Below are 16,723 nucleotides of genomic sequence, written 5' to 3' on the forward strand. Positions count from 1 at the left end.
CATCAAGAAAATCATCACACCTTTATTATCTCACATTATGGGCGTAATTAACAGTTTCCAGGCAAGAAAAACCGCGGAGAATCAACAAACCATCCAACGCCCAGCCAGCTATGTCCAGAGCCCTGAGCACGGGGTTGCCTGACGGCTACAGCTACACCAGCCGAAAACGGCTTCAAATAGTGTCCCGTATAGCGGCCCTTCACCAGACTGATCACCGAACGCCCTGTGCAGACACTTCATGAGCCACCATTTGCAAAACAGCACGTCAGCGGCTGATATGCCCCGTGGAGGGCCGGCATATGGGACGCAGGGAGCGGCCGGTGGGGACCGTAACCGGATGGCCCAACTGTTCCCGTGACCAGCGAAAAGGACTACCATCAGCCCAGGACTTCCCCAAGTCCGGCGCGAGCCTGTCACAGGCCACCAGGATTTCGACGTTATCCGGAGGAGTGCAGGGCCATGGCTGATAAGTGCCCCGAGTGCGGTGCACCGCTCAGGAGCGATGGGTTCTGCGATCTCTACTGCCATAAAATACCCAAAGACCCTCTACCACGATTCGCTTACGCAGACGATGGCGTCAGAATCGGAACCGGTCAGCGACCACTCCACCCCGTCAAGAGGATAAAGCTTTATCAGTTCATGCAGGAGTGGCGCGAACAATCGATTTCAGAGCAGGAGATACGCGACGAAATTCTTGCCACGCTGCGGGGCCGGAACGACGTCGATATCGAGCATATGGTAGAGCTGGTTCTGGAACTGCTGGAGAGCACAGAGGAAGTCACCTGTCTCGAGATCGAGCCCACCGCATGGGACCGTGGCCCGGAGAAGAGTGCGGGAGTATTCCTCCGGGTTGGACCCGGTCAGTGGTTCGCGGCCGGCAATCTCACCCTCAAAAGTGTAAGCCTCCTGGTTTCGCTGCTCCTAGCGACTCATGGCTTGCCGCACGGGATTCTCGCCGTAAAAGATTCCGTCAAAGCAGTGAAGCTTTCCAAAGCTCTAACCAGGGCTTTGGTTACCCTTCCGGAAGGCTCGGTGGAGTGGGAGGTATTTGAGTCTCTTAACCTGTCATTGTCGATTATCCCGCTCATGAGCGCAAGGACCACGCGAAGGCGTTCGGTTTCAGGCCTCCGGCAGCTGAGGATATTGCCCAGGCGATCCATCGTGACGAAATCGAGGTACATCGGGCCCTTGAAGGACTTCAAAGCAGAAACATGGTCAAATATGATCTACGTCGTCAAGTGTGGAGCATCTGTTTTTAACACGACCACAAACGCCGCCCCGGGGGGGTGGATCGCTTTAACACGACATAATCACGGTTATCGGCCCTTTAAAACAGTAGTCGAAATAGGGGAGCGGCGGGCCGGAAAGGGAGCAACTAACTCTGCGGTAGACCGTGCAGCCGTTCGTGACTATGCAACCGTGCCGGCGTCCGGTATGTTGCATATCGGACACCGTGACACACCAGGAAAGAGTCGATGTGGCAACTGATTACGACGAGATACGCTCCGACGTCAAAGAATCCCAGGACAGCTCATTGGAGATCCTGCAGTCCGCGAACACCCCGGACGCCCGCGCCGTCGTATTGGACCTCGATGAGGCCGACGGGTTGGACCGTCTCGATATTCCCGGTGGCGAATTTATTGCCGAAGAACTGATCGTCCAGGTCATCCCGCAGGCGGAGGACGAGTTCACCTGCTACTCGTGTTTCCTGGTCCGGCACCGGTCCCAGATCGCCCGTCAGAAAGACGGCCACGCCTTCTGCTCCGACTGCGAAGGCTAAGCCGGTCTCGAAGGGTGTGCACGATGGTGAGGCTCAACGGCAGATGACAGTACCTTGGAGAGGTTTGCCCATCCACACATTGGTGCTGCCGGGAACGCGGTAATCGCCGCGGATTTCGTACGTCCATGCACCGGCGACGGCGCGGGAGTCCGAGTAACTTCTGCCGGCTTGGGTCGTCAGGTCCCCTTCCTGCTGGATCTCACCACTGGGGTCCCTGATGGTCAGACTGTGGTAGTTGGCGCCCGCGACGGATGCGAAAGCGTCTACCGATATGTCCAGATGGTGCTTCTTGTTTTTTCCGGTGCAGCTGGAGGCAACCTGCGTCCCGTACGACGCAGGTGCCTCCAAAAGCAAAGTGGAGGCTGAGACGGTCGCTCTCGCCGAAACGGAGAACATGGCCTGGGCGGAGGCGACGGGGATGGCGAGCAGCCCTGTTCCGAGGACGACGACGGAGGTCGAGCGCAGGGCGCGCCGGAGTACGCATGATCTCCTGGCATGGCTGGCCACGTCGTACTCCTTCCTTCGGCATCCGCAGGCGCGGGGGTGACTCGGCGCTCGGTCAGGCCGGTCGTGTTGTCGTGGTGACAGTTGTTGGGTCCGCTTTGTCAGGTTCTTTGCGCCAGATGGTGAGAAGCACACCGATGACCAGGATGGCTGGCACTCCGTACATGAGGATGGTGCTGACCACAGGTGCCCGGAGCGCCCGTATGGCCGCTCCCAGGTACGGGATGGTCCCGACGTGCCGGTAGATCGTCTGGCCCTGCAGGGTGGCCGTCCACGGGTCGATGCCCTGGTTGGCGTCCCCTTTGGTCCGGACAGCGGTCAGCCCATCGTCGCCGGTCTTGATTTCAACGACGCGGTGGGTTTCCACACGATGGTCCTCGATGGGGATGTGGTAGGTGATGACGTCACCGACTTTGATGTCAGCGACGGGTACCTGGCCGGCGACCACGACGTCCCCGGGGTTGATGCCGGGGGACATCGAGCCGGTCAGCATGGTGGTGGTCTGGTAGCCCATCAACCGTGGGCCAATAGCCAGCAGCAGGAACGCTGCAACAGCGATGACCACCAGGGCTGTTGTCACCCAGGATCCGATCCTACGGGCTGTGCTTCGGGTAGTGACAGACGGGATTGCCTGCACTGGGATGTTACTCAAGGGGATAGTTCCTTTCAGCCGTCACACCAGTGCAGGCGGAATCCGTAGGGTGGTTACTTGATCGCAGCTGTGCGCTGAGTGGAGTCGAACTGGAAACCGATCGCTGACTTCAAACCCTGGAAAGCGTTGTCAGCCGTGTTCGGCAGGGCGGCACTGACCTTGAGGTTGTCGCTCTTACCCTGGCTGAGGGAGGCGAGCGAGCTGAGCGTGTTCACACCGATCACCGGGGTAGCGGCAAGGACGGTGGATACGGAGCCGGGGCAGGTGTAGGGAGCTGCGGCGCCAACCCACGGCACAGAACAACCCTGGACGGTCAGCTGCAGACCTTTGGAGAGGTCGGAGGTCAGCGCCGTTGTGCTGGCCGTGGTGGTCGACAGGACGATGGATCCCAGGTCGGAGGATCCGGTGTTGGCGAGCGTCACCAGACGCTCCATCTTGTCTCCTGGCAGGAGTCCTTCGGCGGCGACGCTAAGGTTGTTGACACCGCCTGCACCTCCGAGGGCGATGTTCATTGTGCCGGCATTGACGGCGGCGCTGGCGGTCGTGGAGGACGTGAACGCACCGTACGTGCCCAAGCCCGCGACAGCAGCGGCTGTGCCGAGCAGTGCGGCGGAGGCGAGGATCTTGCCGGTGGTGGTCTTCAGGCTGATGCCCATGGTCTGTTTTCCGTTCGTCGTTTGTCGGGCACAACCAATTCCGGCGATCCGGCGGTGTGCTTCATGGATTGCGGCTGCCAGATGGCGTCTCTGCCCTGGCTTCGTCCGTGCAGAAGGCACGGCTGACTCCGCTTCTGCCTTCATGTGTGCGGTAAATAGGATCTCTCTCTCCCCGGTGTGTCTTCAGCGGGTCCCGCTATGTCCATCCCGCGGGCAATTGCGGTTATCGGCGCTAACCAGCGGAGGCCGGCCAGGTATTGAAGCCCGTGCATCTGCCCTACTGAAACGCCCTGCGTGACTGATGCGTCTGGCGATAGGCAGTGAAGGTATGTCTACGCATGTTTCCCGGTAGGGACATTGGCGAGACGAAAGGCCTACAGTATGGCTTCCAGCACTGAACGCATCCGGGTGAGACTCCCCGAAAAGTTCGATCCTGCCCGGCACATGGTCCCGTTGATGAAAAAGATCACGGACACCCACGGTGAAGGCTTTGAGGTGGATTCCATCGAGGACGGCATGGCTGTGGCCACACGCCAGGTAGCTGTCACTGAGGTCAGCCACAACATCAAGAGCAAAACCAAAGAGGTCCGCCTCCCCCGATCCGTAAAGCCGACCGACGGCGAAAAGATGTCCGTGAAACTTGCCGACCAGCACGGTGACGGCTGGGAGATGACCAAATTCGAGCCGTACCTTGGCAAGGCGGTCCTAACCCAGCTGAGCCCGGAAACAGCTCGCTGCCGTGGCGCCGCGGCGTTGGCACTGGGCGTGAAGCCCTGGGAGGTCCAGGTGACCCCGCGCAGGGACGGAGGCTTTGACCTGGAACTGCCGCGCACCTACATGCCTTCCAAGCATGACGCCAAACTTGAAGAAGTCGCCACCGGCGTTGTCGGCCGGGACGGCTGGTACGTGGCGGTAAACGCCCAGCAGCTCACAGCGTCCATCATCCCGTCCGCTCCCCCGACATTCCCGGAAGGCATTGCTTTCCCCCTTACCCGGCTTGGGAAGGGCAGCATCGACCGGACACCGTTCGGCATGGTCTTGCCGGATCCCGGCGCCGACGCAGGCGACGAAATCAGCATCGACTGGACCGCATCTGCGTGGGCGCTCGTTGCTGGTACTCCAGGATCTGGAAAAACAGTCACGCTGAATGCGATCATCGCCGACTCCCTGTCCAACGGATCAGCCCTCGCTATCGTCGACGACGTGTCAAAGGCTATCGACTTCGAGTGGGCTCGCCCGTTTTGCCGGCAGGGAGGCTGGGGTTGCGATTCACTGGAAGCCTCCGTCGGCACACTGGGTCTCATACGGGATGAAGGTGCCCGTCGAAGTAAAGTTCTCAAAGAATTGGGCATAAGCAACTGGCTGGACATGCCAGACGGGAGGCGCTTTCAGCCAATTCTTGTCATCATTGATGAGGTGTCTGCCCTCGTTGTGCCGGACCCGGTCCCAAAGGGCATCCCGAAAGATCACCCCCTATTCCTGGAGATTGGCGAGCGGAATCTCGCCAGGGCGATGATCCAGTCATACATGCGAAAGATCATCGCCGAATTGCGTTTCGTCGGGGTTCGTATGGTTATCTCCACTCAGGCGACCAATGCCAACACAGGTGTAGATCCAGGCCTTCGCACGCTCATCGGGCACAAGATTCTGCAGGGCGTGAACCCATCTAAGGCGGCGCGTTCACAGATTTTTGCTGACGAGTCGGCCGTGCTCAACGTACCAGAAAATGTAAAGTCCGGCGGTAAACGCGCAAAGGGCGTGGGAGTAGCCGCACTGGAAGCAGACGCACCAGCTGTCTACAAGTCCTACTACGCTACGACAGATGACTATCAGACGGCATTGAGGAAGCTCGGGATTGAAGAATCGTCGAATGCGGAGCCGAGCTCTAGAGATATCAACAAATACCTTCCCACGCTCGGAGACGAATCGGAAGCCACTGCCGCCCGCCGTGGAGCGATGAAAGACCCGATGGCGGAACTGATGGGCGATTCCGGCTACGACGAGAACGGCCGGCCACTGAAAGGTGCCGCACTGGCTGCGTCCCAGACCCGTGTGTTGTCAAACATGGCATCACGGGCCTAATCGTGGATTCAGCGCGCAGCCCCGTAAAGCCAGGCGCTCCCCTCTCGATGAGGACCCCGGAGCAGCTGGAAGAGCGCACCGCAAAGTACAAAGCGCGGGCAGAGGTCGTTCACAGACGGCGCTACATTTACGGCAACGAGATCTACGGGAAGATCAACGACCAAATAGCTGTGACCTGCAGAATTCACGGGTCGTTCTCACAACGCCTCGGTCATCATCTCAGAGGCGCGGGCTGTAGCCGATGCTCAACAGTCACCACGGCCCGGGCCAAGCGACGAGGAGCACGCGAAAGGTTTGCGGAGCGGTCCACCGCTCTCCATGGCGGCAGGTACGACTATTCGATGGTCAACTATTTCGACGCGCGAACAGAAGTAATAGTGCTCTGCCCTGTCCATGGGCAGTTCATGATTCAGCCAACCAATCATTTATCAGGCAGAGGTTGCCGAAAATGCGGTTACGAGTCTGTCAGTAGGGCTCAATCGGTGAGCCAAGACCACGTTACAGCCCGCTACAGAGCAGTACATGGTGATCGCTACGACTACTCCATGGTGCGATACAAAGATGCTCACAGCAAGGTAATTGTCCTTTGCTATTCCCACGGACCTTTTGAGACATCTTCCGCCATGCATGCGTCAGGCAACGGTTGCTCCCTGTGCAGTTGGGAAAGAATAGCAGCCGCACGCAGATTCACGACCGACGAGTTGGAAGCGCGGATACGGCAAGTACACGGCGACCTATACTCCTACAAAATCATCGACTACAAAAACAATCTGACCAAGCTGAGGATCACGTGTGCTACGCACGGCGAATTCCTCCAAGCGGCATCGTCACACATCACAGGTGCCGGATGCCCGCGATGCGCATCGTCGCGAGGTGAAAGGACCGTGGCAGCGGTACTGACAGCTGCCAGCCTCGATTTTGTCCAGCAGTTCATGCACGAGACTTGCCGCGGAAAATCCCGGCGGCTTCCGTTTGATTTCGCTATTCCTTCTCTGCGGATCCTTATCGAATTCGACGGAGTTCACCACCGAGAGCCCGTTCGGTGGGCCTATTCGATTACTGAGGAAAGAGCGCAGGAGATTCTCAAGCACCGCCAGTTCCTTGACTGCGTCAAGACTCAGTGGGCTGCGAACAACGGATGGACTCTGGTACGCCTAACTGACAAAGCCTCCGTTGAAGATGACCTTCGCGCTCACGGCATCATCACCAAGGCACAGATGGCCCAACTTGAGGACGCCTTCGAGGCACCGGAGGACCAGGACGACATCGCTACCCGGCGGGCGGCGATTAAAGACCCGATGGCGGATCTGATGGGCGATTCTGGCTACGACGAGAACGGCCGGCCGCTGAAGGGCGCCGCACTGGCTGCGTCCCAGTCCCGGCAGCTGTCCGGTATGGCCGGCCGCGGCTGACCTGCTCCGGACACAGCAAAGCCCCGGCAGGGATTCTGCCGGGGCCTTTTGTGCGGCAATGGAGCTTAGACGCTCTAATTTTCTTTCCTGAGACCGAATTGCCCGTAACCGGGCGTGGGTGCCTCGACCCGCCCATCAGTTGGTGCCGGGGACTGGACGGGTTCGCCGGCGGGTTCTTCCAGCGGCACCGGGGTGTCGAAGAAATGCGGGTCCAGGATCGCATCATCGCTCAGGTCCGGGGCCGGCAGTAGTACCTGGGTGAACGGTTCCGGGGCAGTTTCGGGTTCCGGCACCGGGAGGGTGGTGAAGAAATTCTCGGCTGTCGGCGCCGGGGCGGGGATCATCGAATCCCAGTCCGGTTCTGCGGGTGCCTGCAGATCTTGGGGTGGCGTGGTCAGCTCCGGTGCGGGAAGGGCCGCCAAGAAGTCTCCCACGGGCACCGGAGTGACCGGGTCCGGAACCGCACCCCGGGCCGCTCCGCCGTTATCGCACAAGGGTTCCGTCTCCGCAGGGAAGGCGACGGTGAACAGGTCCGCTGCTTCGGCGAGGGCCGGGTTGTCGGCGGCGATCGCTTCGATGATCCGGACCGCTTCGATGCGGATACCGGACTCCGCTGCGCGGACACCCGCTCCGAGGCGCTGCTCGAACGACTCCTGGGTCTCGCTGACATAGCGGGTGTGCGCCTCGGTGGCTTCCCGCAGGCTGTTCTCGACGTCACCGAGTCTGGAATACACGTCTGCCTTTGACGCCAGTTCTCCGCGCAGCCCGGCGCTGACGGCTTGCTCGGCTGCGAGGTCGGCGCGCAGGCCGGCGGAGATCCGCCGCTCCGCCTCCAGGGCGGATTGCAGCTCAGCGATTGTCCGGGCATCGCCAGCGGATCGGGTGGTGTCTTCGGTGTCCGGGATGATCTCCGTGTCGGGATCCTCCACGGCATCTGTGGCGGCATCTTCGGTCTCGTTCACCGGGCATACATGGCTGCGGGACGCTTCGAGTTCATTGGCCTGCTCCCCCACCAGAACCTCAAGGTCTGCCTTGGTCCGGAGTGCCTCTTCAAGTTCGGCGCCGGTGGTGCGCAGCAGCCCCCCGTGCTGGTACTGGAAGTCCAGGACCGAGGATTCCAGCCCGGAGACGGCGTCCAGGACGACGGCGAGGAATTTGTCACGGCCGTGCTGATAGGTCTCCAGCGGGCTGGTGGTAGTGGCGGTGGTCATCGGGCTCCAAAGTCTGCGGCGGAAAAATCATTTACCATAACAGTCTAACCTCTTTACGCCAAACGAACAACGCCACAAACGGCAGGGAAAAGCCCCGCTGCAGCAACTCACAGCGGGGCTTTTCGGCCAGGAAACCCTAGCGGGTTGCCCAGGCCTTGGCGACGGCGGCCTTGACGTTTTCCTTGATCGCGGCAGTCGCAGCGGCAGCCTTGACCTCCGCGGTCTTCTTAGCTTCGGCTGCCTTGGCCTCATCCGCCTTCGCGGCATCGGCCTTAGCCGCATCCGCAGCCGCTGCCTCTTCCGGAGACACAGAGGCAGCCTGGGCTTCAGCGGCGACCGAAGCATCAACCACAGCGCCTGTTGCGACATCAACCCAGCCGCCCTCCGCGTTCTTGGTGAGGGCCACTCCGGTATTCGGGTTGACGTAGGTCGGGGCGGCGCCGGCTGCCGGAGCCGTGTAGGTCGGTGCTACGTAGCCGCCACCACCCTGCGCTGCAGGCGCCTGGTAGGCAGGCGCAGGTGCCTGATAGGCAGGTGCCGGTGCCTGGTAAGCGGGGGCAGGAGCATGATATGCAGGAGCCGGAGCATGATATGCAGGAGCCGGAGCCTGGTATACCGGTGCAGGTGCCTGATAAACGGGGGCGGGTGCCTGATAGACCGGTGCGGGTGCCTGGACAGGGGCAGGGGCGGTCCCGCGGACCGGCGGGGCCTGGTAGACAGGAGCCGGGGCCTGGATAGGGGCGGGCGGCTGGTATGAGCCGCCGCCGCCGAAGTTACCGCCGGTATTGCCCCCGGTGCCTCCACCGCTGGCGTCTTCTGAGCAGTATCCTGCGCCGCCGCCGAAGTCGTTCCAGTGCTGGCCAATCGGGCAGCTCGCGGCACTGGCCGCTCCGGCGCCAAACAGCAGCGAACCCCCAAGCAGGGCGGCCGTGCCGGCTCCTGCAATTACACGCTTAATATTCTTCTCCATATTCCCGAGATTACACGTGGTGTTGCGTTTCGTCAACAAGCTGTCTCTCACTTTCATTTAGGGGAAGCATAGACGAAGGATATGTTCATATCCGTGGTATTGGCCGAGAGGGAGCGGGTCAGCACACTCTCTGAGACAGCGAGATTTCCGGAGACCGCTCGGTCCCAGGCTGTGACATCGACCGCTGCGGTAACCTTCGCGTCCCGAACTGCCGGGACGGCATTGGAAGGCGGCCGGGCCCCAAGGGGGCTCGATTGCCCTGCCACACTGACGGAGGCTGCGGACAGCGCGGCGCTTACGCCGGGATCCACCACCTGGTAACTGGATTGAGAGTTTTTACCGTTCGCGTCTTTGGCTGAGGCAAGGACCTTTCGCTGGGACATCATGGCGCTGGTGGCTTGTGTGAAATCGATCTGGGCCGGATCGACCCCGCCGGTGGCAAATTTTCCACTCCACATGTCTCCGTCCCGGCTGGTCCCTGACCAGGCCGTCCCCGGAGTGAAGCCGAACCCTTTCTGCAGGTAAGTGCTCAGAGCCGTTGCTTTTTCGCTGTCGCCCGGCCCTGCCAGCGAAGCCACCTCGAGTTGCGGGCTGTACCACATGGCGGCCTGCTGATCGGTAACGGCAGGGTTGAAGGATGCTACCGACATCATTGACTTGGCGGGGACAGGGTAGTCCGGCACCCAGGCCTCCGTGATTACAAGGACCTTGCCTTCCTGATGGAGTATCCGGTGGTCGTAACCGGAGGCTCCACTCAGCCATTCACGGACCTTTCCCATTTCAGTCTCTGTGGTCGCTTCGATGTAGAAAACGCGCAGTGGCCCGGTGCCGCTGATGGCCCGCGGTGTGGTGTCCTGGCTGCGGGAGTAGCCGACCTGCTCGATTTTCAATCCGTCAGGAGGGGTGAGGCCTTGAAGCATCAGCTCCTGGGGTGCCATTGCGCTGACCTTGGCCCACCAGTTGGCCGAGAACGGAGCAATGACGAAGGTGTCCGAATCAGCCGGTGCGTACATGGGTATTTCAGTGGCCTGGATCGGCGCAGAAGAATGGTTCTGTATTCCGAACAGGGTCACCCCGCCCGCGACGGCCACCACTGCGGCAGTTCCCGCAATCATGGCCGCCGCCGTGCGGCGCTTTCGCTGCTTACTTTGCTTCATGACATCACTATGCGTCGTGGACTGTGACGGCTGGTCTTTGCGCATTTACTTGGTCTGCCATTTCGGGCGGTTCCAGTACGCATTGTCCTGGCACGCCGTACCGTCGAAGGCGTAGCAGGCATCGCCCGGCTCTGCCAGCTGGTGGCCGGTCTGTCCCTGCGGCGCGCACCCGTTCTGGTAGGTAGCCCACATCTCAATCATGGGTGTCACGTACCGTGAATCAGGTTCCACGTACTGCTGGAGACCTCCGGTGTCGGGGTTGGTCAGTGAGAAGCTGATACCGCGGGTGACCACATCGAAGCCGTTCAGGAGTCCCTGGTAATACCCAACACCCTGACCGGATGCGAAGTCACCGTTCCTGGATGTCCACTGGCCATCCAGGTGATTGTTCCAGTTGGTGTAATAAAGATTCTTGGGGCTGCTGATGTTCGACCCCCAGCTTGCCAGTCCCAGATAGTCGGTACCGCGGGCGAGACCGTACCGCGGTGAGCCGTCCAGGGATTGCGGGTGGGCGGCGTCCGACTGGACCATCTTGGCTCCGATCACCTGATTCGGGTAAGGAGATGAGTAGGCGCCGCTGAAGAACGAACCGGTGTGACTGTTCGTATCGGTGATAGTGCCGATCTGACCCGGAGTAAACCTGCGCGGGTCCGAACCGGAGCACGTTGTGACCATCGTCCCGGCCTTTGACGCATCCGCCGGCGTGAGGACAGGCTGTGACTTGATGGTGCGCTTGAGACCGTTAGGTGCCGTCGCTGTCACTTCATACTGGAAGATGGCGCCAGGAGAAGCCAAGTCATCCCAAACGCCGGAGCTGCCGTTGTTCCACGAAGCCGTGCGAACAGCACTCCGCGACAAACCGGAGTTGTCTCCATCCGGGGAGACGGTGTCCCCCGCAATGGAGCGTCGGACTGCGTCGACCCGGGTGGCACCGGACGGCACACTCCATCGGACCGTGGTCGCCCCATTGGACATCGAACCGAGGTTGATGTTGGTGACGTCCAGGCGGTAGCGAGCAACCTGACCGCCATTTGCGTCGCCAACCTGGCCCATCACGGCAAACGTACCCGGATAGGTATTCACCGAAACGGTCGCCGGGTCGCTATAGCCGCCATTGGTGACTGCCACATTTTTGGACTTGGCGGTGAACGTCGTTGTTGATCCATCCGGGCTGCCGCCGGTCCATTTGACGGTGCTGCCGCTTTGAGTGTGCGGGGTGGTCAGCAGTGCTTTACCGGACCGGTACAGCACGTAGTCGCAGGTTGCCGAAGAGCAGAACTTACTGGCCCCCGTGTTCCCTGCATCGGCGTTCTGCACTACCTCGAAAGCGGCCGTGCTGTCAGTCAGGCTCGGATCGCGCGCCACCTTCATGGTCGGCACGTCGGGACGCTGAGTCAAGGTTTCTTTGAGGGAAAATTCGATGCTCAGGCCGGTGGCGTTGTATGCAATGACAGCGTAGTCGGATTGTGTGCCTTTCGCTGCCGTATCCTTCAGGGTCGTGGTGGTAATCCCGCCGTTGGTGGAACCGCATTCAGCAGTGATGCAGGTCTTGGTGCCGGTCTTATCGAACTTGGCCACCTGATACCCGGTAGCCGAGAGCGTCGGGTTCCAGCTCAGCTGGTTGTACCCGTCATAGTCCCGGGACGGAGCCCCGGAAGGAATGGGAGGGAACTGCAGCTGGGTCGCCTTTATAGGTGCCGGTTGGATGTCAGGCTGCTTGACGGCAGCCGAGATGATCGCCGTCGTGTTTCCGGCCAGGAGCATCGTTGACGCTGATGCCTTTCCGGCCGGCTCCCGGTAGGAGACGGTCGGCATGGTCCCTGTCGCGGCGGTGACGCCCGCTTCGGGGCTGGCGCTGGATGCTTTACCGTTGGCGGTGCCGCGGGGGCCGTCGTTGACGGCGGCGACGTAGTAGGTCCAACTCGTGCCGTACGGAACGGTGTCCTTGTAGGTGCGGGCCGCGGAAGCGCTGACGGTGGCGAGTTTGGTGACCGCACCGGTGCTGCCGCTGTTGTAGCGCCAGATGTCGTATTCGACGGCGGTGGGCGCGGCGCTCCACGTGAGGATGTTATCGCCCTTGGTCATCCGGTCCGCGCCCGTGCCGTACTGCGGGGTGATGTCGATATTCTGCGGCGCAGGCGGGTGGGTGAGGGTCGTGATGTGGGCGGACTCAGCGGACTGGCCCTGCCCGGCTCCGGCGTTCGCCTTGACGTACCACTCGTAGGAGGCGCCCCAACCGCCATCATCCCAGGTGAACGTTGTGGTTGCGGCAGGAAGCCCGGCCGCGGCCGAGTTGAACGCGGTCGTGAGCGGGTTGCCGGTGGCAGGATCCAGTTCACGGTACTTCAGGTCGTAGCTGGTTGCCCCGGGAACCGCAGCCCACTGCAGCAGGATGCGCGGCTTTTTGAGCCCGAGGGCCCCGTCGGCGCCGTCCGTCCATTCGTGGGCCTGGACAGCAGAGGGCAGCACGCCGGAATTTTTGAAGACAGGCGCAGCGATCTGAGGTGACCAGGGCTTCGGCGTGCAGGCGATGGCGGCCATGGTGCCGTCAGCGTTCCGTGGCTGAACCCGGTAGTTGATGACCTCGACCGGGCCGGGTGTCACCGTGGCATCGGTGAAGGATTTCTGTGAATCCGACGCGGCCGCCGTGACGTTGGCGATCTGGGTGGCATTACGGAACACCACATAGGAGGTGTAGCCGGGCAGTGTGTTCCAGGTGATGACAGGCTTACCGGCCGCATCGGTGTCCACCCGGACAGCGGAGCAGGCTGCAGCGGCTGCGGCGGTATCAGCCTTGCCGGAGACGCTGCGGGGGGCCGCGGAGGTTTTGTTCTCGACGGTGCCGGTCTTGCCGCCGTCGGAGGAAGTGCCGGCCTTGATGGACATGCTGACCAGCGCAATATCGTAGGTCTTCTTGCCGTCGGCAGGTGTGGTCCGGGCTGTTTCTGTCAGGGCCTCTTTCGGGGCCTTCACATCCAGTGCGGAGCCGTCTTTGTCGGTGTAGGCAAAAAGATCACCGGTCAGCTGCAGCTGGTCAACGGAGACCCGTGTATTGAGGGTGGAGCTGCCCGCGGGAGCGGTCGGCAGTGCACTGCGGTCGTACGCGGCCACGCCGGCGTCCCCTGACCAGGACTGCTGGTACAGCTTGTCGCCGTTAACCACCCAGCGGTTGATGACAGGGTTGTCCGCCTTGCCCGCTTCAACCTCGGTGGACCGGGTGACGAGCTCGTTGGCCCCGGCATACATGATCGTGTCCGATGCCTGGACGTTGGCAACGGCTCGGTCAAGCGCCTCGGAGATCGCCGTGTTCTGCCCTTGCGTGGAGGCAGCACCGGCCGCGGCGTTGTTGATCGTGGTGAAGTAGAGGACCGGACCGCCGATGATGACGGCGGCGAGCCCGATGCCGACAACAGCGTCGACAAGCCCTACACCTGCGTCCCGGCGGCGTTTGTTGTACCTGTCAAACATGTTTTTCAAGGCCATACCTTTCCTGTGTGCGGCTGAATCGTTTTCCGCCACACAAGTCCTGCCGTTCACTTGATGATCTTGCTGCCGGACGGCTGCTGGTAGTCGGCGAGATACCAGACAGTGTTATCGAAGATGCTGTCCCCGGTCGGGCCGATCGGTCCTTTGTGATTCGGATAATTGATGTCTGTGGTGTCTCCCTGGCGGAACTGCCCGGCAACACGGACGGTCATACAGGCCAGGGAGCCGGAGAAGTCCAGGCTTCTGGTTAGGGACCGGAAGCCGCCGGCCGCGGCGGTGGTCGTGGTGCACAAACCTTTCGGTGCGTAGACGAAAACGTTCCGGACCGCCAGGGAACTGCTGCTGGCCTCGTCGGTCGGGAAAGTGACGTTACCGTTCGTGTAGATGTTCAGCCCCGTCCCGGTGGCAGCGCTGACGTTCTGCCGGATCGTGACACCGCCGGAGACGTAGGCGTTGAAGGAACCGTCCCCTTGAATGACCGTGGGGACATCGAAGTCCATGGAGGCGTAGCAGCCGACGTTTCCGCCCGCCGTCAGTACCCCGCCGTTTCGGGAAGCTTTCCAGTCCTCCGGTCCGGCACCCCCGCAGGTGGCCATGTTATCGGTGATGAAGTTCGGATCCAGGGAGAGCCCTGCCGGGGTGCGCACAGCTCCTGACACTGACAAGGAGGTCGCGGCCGGACCGTACTGAAAATACGTGACGTCCGCTTTCGATGTCGTCCCGGAGGCCGCTTTGATGTCCATGGTGCTCCCGAGCAGCCCTACGGACCCGGTAAGGAAAGGGCTGGCGCCGGTGATGCCGTTGGTGGCTGTGACGGATTTGCCCATCAGCGTGTGGGTGAACGCCGTCGACGGTGCCACCTGGTAGGTGATTGATTTATCTGATTCTGCTTTGAAGCCTCCGACGCGGGTGCCCTGGGCGGTGGCCTGAACCTTGCGGATCGCACCCCGGAATGTGCCGGTTGCGTGCAGGACCGTTGACTTGCCGCCGGAACCCATGGTGACGGGGTCCGCATACCAAGTCCAGCTGCCGTCGTTGGCGGTTCCGCCTGTGCGCGGGGACTCCGGGCCCGGCAGGACCGCCGGCTGGGCCTCGTTCAGCTGGTACATGGCGTCCTGGATGGCCAGGTCCGCCAGCTGCCCGGACTGGACGAAGTCGGAGGTCTGCACGGAACTTGTCGTGGTCCGGTCAGTAGTTGAGATGAGCCAGTAAACGGTGCCGGAAACCATCACAAAAAGCATGATGGTGGAGACAAGGATGAAGCCCCTGTCCCGGACGCCCCTGCGGCGGATGTCCTCGAAGCGGTCCCGGATCCAATCGCCCGTCATTTTCCGAACTTCCCGTCAAACCGGTAAAAGAATGCGGACATGCCGTCACGGGCCACCTGATCGGAAGGCTTGAACGTCCCGTCCGGGTATCCGGTGGAGATGCCGGTGGTGCGCATCCAGGTGATCTCCTTGTAGAACGGATACCCCGTGGACACATCGCTGAACGGCGACGCAGTGGGAGCGGTGAAGGCCGGTGAACCGGCCATGCGGTACATCATCGCTGCCATCTCGCTGCGGGTGACCGGTGTGAGGGGGCTGTAGGTTCCGGACCATCCGGGTGTGTACCCCGCGGCTTTCAGCCAGGTGATTTCCTTGTAGAACTGGGTTGCCGGGGTGATGTCCGTGTAAGGGGGGACAGCAGGCGCAGTGAAGGCAGGAGAACCCATTTCCCGGTAGATGAAGGCTGCCATGGCGTCACGGTTCGTGGTGCTCAGCGGCCGGTACGTCTTCTTGCCATCGGATTCCGGGTAGCCGGTACTGATCCCGACCGATTCCATCCAGGTGATCTCCTTGTAGAACGCGTTGTCTGTCGCAACGTCTTTGAACGGTGAAACCGCCGGCGGAACGAAGAACGTCGATGAAGGGGCAGGAGGCGGCGGTGGAGGTGTGGGCGTCGGTGTCGGGGTTGGAGTGGGGGCCGGTGACGGCGCTGACTCCGTTGAACTGCGGATACCGGCAGGCACTGCTTCCCCGATGCCGGGAGTGATGTAGATCTGCTGGGGTTTCCTATGCGCCGTCGTGGGATCGCCGGTTACGTCCTGCCAGGAGACCTCGACGATGACCAGTTTCGTGCCGAAAGCTGACGTGCCGGAAGGCTTTTTCTGCCATCCGACAGCGGTGCGGACCGTGACCGGAAGTCCGCGCACTTCGACGGGGGCGGCTGTGGAGGGAAGAACTCCTCCCAGGACCGGGGTCACGCCGGAAGGCAGTGCCACCGCAGAAGCGGTGTCGGTTCCGACCTTGCTCCAGCTGGTGGCTTTGGCTTTTTCCAGCGCGTCCTGGGCCGCCTGGACGGCAATCGACTCGTTCACGGCGGTACGCTGCGTGGTGGAGGCCTGGGCTGAGACGTTAGTGTACCCGAGGGTCAGGACGGAGATAATCCCCAGGCTGACAACGCCTTCAAGGATGATGGAGCCCCTGTCCTGCTTTATGAACCTTTTCAGGACCTGGCAGCGGGCCCATGCGTCGTTCACGCTGTCATCTCCGCGAAATCGACAGTACGCGGGGCCGGGAGCCCGGTGTCGGTGGATTCGAACGATGCGAAATCCCCCCACGCTGCGGCGGAACGGTCGTGGACCCAGCGGCGGGACGGGAGTGTCTTCAGCAGAGCAGCCCCCATACTTGCCACGGCCTCGGGCAACGCGGTGTCCGTGGAGGATTCGTGCGCAGGCATGGGGGCCTTTCCGCTGAAGGTGGAGTTTTGGTGGACGGGGTGTGCAGGTTGCCTGGCTGAAGCAGCCGGTCCCGGCAGGGGTGCCGGCCGCT

14 protein-coding genes are annotated in these 16,723 nt (G+C 61.7%); 4 read left to right on the forward strand and 10 right to left on the reverse strand.

Features of this window, described 5'->3' with window-relative positions:
• Positions 1–459 precede the first annotated feature (459 nt).
• Together IV500_RS05350 and IV500_RS05355 are read left to right on the forward strand one after the other, a co-directional pair.
• The gene (locus IV500_RS05350; RefSeq protein WP_196395804.1) at positions 460–1,488 is read left to right on the forward strand and encodes a hypothetical protein; all 1,029 of its coding nucleotides are present in this window, start codon (positions 460–462) and stop codon (positions 1,486–1,488) included.
• Positions 1,478–1,780 (forward strand): DUF4193 domain-containing protein, encoded by a 303-nt coding sequence (locus tag IV500_RS05355; protein WP_196395805.1) that lies wholly within the window; start codon positions 1,478–1,480, stop codon positions 1,778–1,780. The genes IV500_RS05350 and IV500_RS05355 overlap by 11 nt, the downstream gene beginning before the upstream one ends.
• 33 nt (positions 1,781–1,813) lie before the next feature.
• On the opposite strand, the gene IV500_RS05360 is transcribed toward IV500_RS05355, so the two are convergent.
• From IV500_RS05360 to IV500_RS05370, 3 genes are read right to left on the reverse strand one after another with little or no spacing between them, the layout of a single operon-like run.
• Entirely contained in the window at positions 1,814–2,287 is a 474-nt protein-coding gene (locus IV500_RS05360) for a hypothetical protein (RefSeq protein WP_196395806.1), read from the reverse strand.
• Between the two features lie 52 nt (positions 2,288–2,339).
• Positions 2,340–2,936 (reverse strand): signal peptidase I, encoded by a 597-nt coding sequence (locus IV500_RS05365; RefSeq protein ID WP_230854554.1) that lies wholly within the window; start codon positions 2,934–2,936, stop codon positions 2,340–2,342.
• Positions 2,937–2,989: 53 nt separating this feature from the next.
• A complete protein-coding gene (locus tag IV500_RS05370) occupies positions 2,990–3,592 on the reverse strand; it encodes a TasA family protein (protein WP_196395807.1) in 603 nt (200 codons plus the stop codon).
• A 381-nt stretch (positions 3,593–3,973) separates the two neighbouring features.
• Here IV500_RS05370 and IV500_RS05375 point away from each other — a divergent pair, with 381 nt between their 5' ends.
• Both IV500_RS05375 and IV500_RS22480 read left to right on the forward strand, forming a co-directional pair.
• Positions 3,974–5,674 (forward strand): P-loop NTPase family protein, encoded by a 1,701-nt coding sequence (locus IV500_RS05375; protein ID WP_196395808.1) that lies wholly within the window; start codon positions 3,974–3,976, stop codon positions 5,672–5,674.
• A 47-nt stretch (positions 5,675–5,721) separates the two neighbouring features.
• A complete protein-coding gene (locus tag IV500_RS22480; protein ID WP_512699633.1) occupies positions 5,722–7,086 on the forward strand; it encodes a DUF723 domain-containing protein in 1,365 nt (454 codons plus the stop codon).
• A gap of 74 nt (positions 7,087–7,160) precedes the next feature.
• Here the strand turns inward: IV500_RS22480 and IV500_RS05385 are convergent, their stop codons facing one another.
• The 7 genes from IV500_RS05385 to IV500_RS05415 all read right to left on the reverse strand — a co-directional run bounded on the left by IV500_RS05385 (position 7,161) and on the right by IV500_RS05415 (position 16,631).
• Entirely contained in the window at positions 7,161–8,297 is a 1,137-nt protein-coding gene (locus IV500_RS05385) for a hypothetical protein (RefSeq protein ID WP_196395810.1), read from the reverse strand.
• 136 nt (positions 8,298–8,433) lie between these two features.
• Positions 8,434–9,267, reverse strand: a complete 834-nt coding sequence (locus IV500_RS05390) for a hypothetical protein (RefSeq protein WP_196395811.1) — start codon at positions 9,265–9,267, stop codon at positions 8,434–8,436.
• A 53-nt stretch (positions 9,268–9,320) separates the two neighbouring features.
• Positions 9,321–10,424 carry a hypothetical protein gene (locus IV500_RS05395; protein WP_230854555.1) on the reverse strand — a complete coding sequence of 368 codons (1,104 nt, stop codon included), beginning with the start codon at positions 10,422–10,424 and terminating at the stop codon, positions 9,321–9,323.
• A 45-nt stretch (positions 10,425–10,469) separates the two neighbouring features.
• A complete protein-coding gene (locus IV500_RS05400) occupies positions 10,470–13,907 on the reverse strand; it encodes a fibronectin type III domain-containing protein (protein WP_196395813.1) in 3,438 nt (1,145 codons plus the stop codon).
• A 50-nt stretch (positions 13,908–13,957) separates the two neighbouring features.
• Positions 13,958–15,238 (reverse strand): hypothetical protein, encoded by a 1,281-nt coding sequence (locus IV500_RS05405; protein ID WP_196395814.1) that lies wholly within the window; start codon positions 15,236–15,238, stop codon positions 13,958–13,960.
• A complete protein-coding gene (locus IV500_RS21885; protein ID WP_196395815.1) occupies positions 15,235–16,431 on the reverse strand; it encodes an S-layer homology domain-containing protein in 1,197 nt (398 codons plus the stop codon). Before IV500_RS21885 ends, IV500_RS05405 begins: the two co-directional genes overlap by 4 nt.
• Positions 16,428–16,631: a hypothetical protein gene (locus tag IV500_RS05415; protein ID WP_196395816.1), complete on the reverse strand. Its 204-nt coding sequence runs from the start codon at positions 16,629–16,631 to the stop codon at positions 16,428–16,430. The genes IV500_RS21885 and IV500_RS05415 overlap by 4 nt, the downstream gene beginning before the upstream one ends.
• Positions 16,632–16,723: the final 92 nt, after the last annotated feature.

Source organism: Arthrobacter terrae (assembly GCF_015708085.1).
Classification (GTDB): Bacteria; Actinomycetota; Actinomycetes; order Actinomycetales; family Micrococcaceae; genus Arthrobacter_M; species Arthrobacter_M terrae.

What these genes read in the sequence shown, in the direction of transcription:
- IV500_RS05400 (WP_196395813.1), bottom strand. Translation starts at nt 13,907, where the DNA reads ATGGCCTTGAAAAACATGTTTGACAGGTACAACAAACGCCGCCGGGAC.
- IV500_RS05370 (WP_196395807.1), bottom strand. Translation starts at nt 3,592, where the DNA reads ATGGGCATCAGCCTGAAGACCACCACCGGCAAGATCCTCGCCTCCGCC.
- IV500_RS05405 (WP_196395814.1), bottom strand. Translation starts at nt 15,238, where the DNA reads ATGACGGGCGATTGGATCCGGGACCGCTTCGAGGACATCCGCCGCAGG.
- IV500_RS05415 (WP_196395816.1), bottom strand. Translation starts at nt 16,631, where the DNA reads ATGCCTGCGCACGAATCCTCCACGGACACCGCGTTGCCCGAGGCCGTG.
- IV500_RS05350 (WP_196395804.1), top strand. Translation starts at nt 460, where the DNA reads ATGGCTGATAAGTGCCCCGAGTGCGGTGCACCGCTCAGGAGCGATGGG.
- IV500_RS05395 (WP_230854555.1), bottom strand. Translation starts at nt 10,424, where the DNA reads ATGAAGCAAAGTAAGCAGCGAAAGCGCCGCACGGCGGCGGCCATGATT.
- IV500_RS22480 (WP_512699633.1), top strand. Translation starts at nt 5,722, where the DNA reads ATGAGGACCCCGGAGCAGCTGGAAGAGCGCACCGCAAAGTACAAAGCG.
- IV500_RS05390 (WP_196395811.1), bottom strand. Translation starts at nt 9,267, where the DNA reads ATGGAGAAGAATATTAAGCGTGTAATTGCAGGAGCCGGCACGGCCGCC.
- IV500_RS05385 (WP_196395810.1), bottom strand. Translation starts at nt 8,297, where the DNA reads ATGACCACCGCCACTACCACCAGCCCGCTGGAGACCTATCAGCACGGC.
- IV500_RS05375 (WP_196395808.1), top strand. Translation starts at nt 3,974, where the DNA reads ATGGCTTCCAGCACTGAACGCATCCGGGTGAGACTCCCCGAAAAGTTC.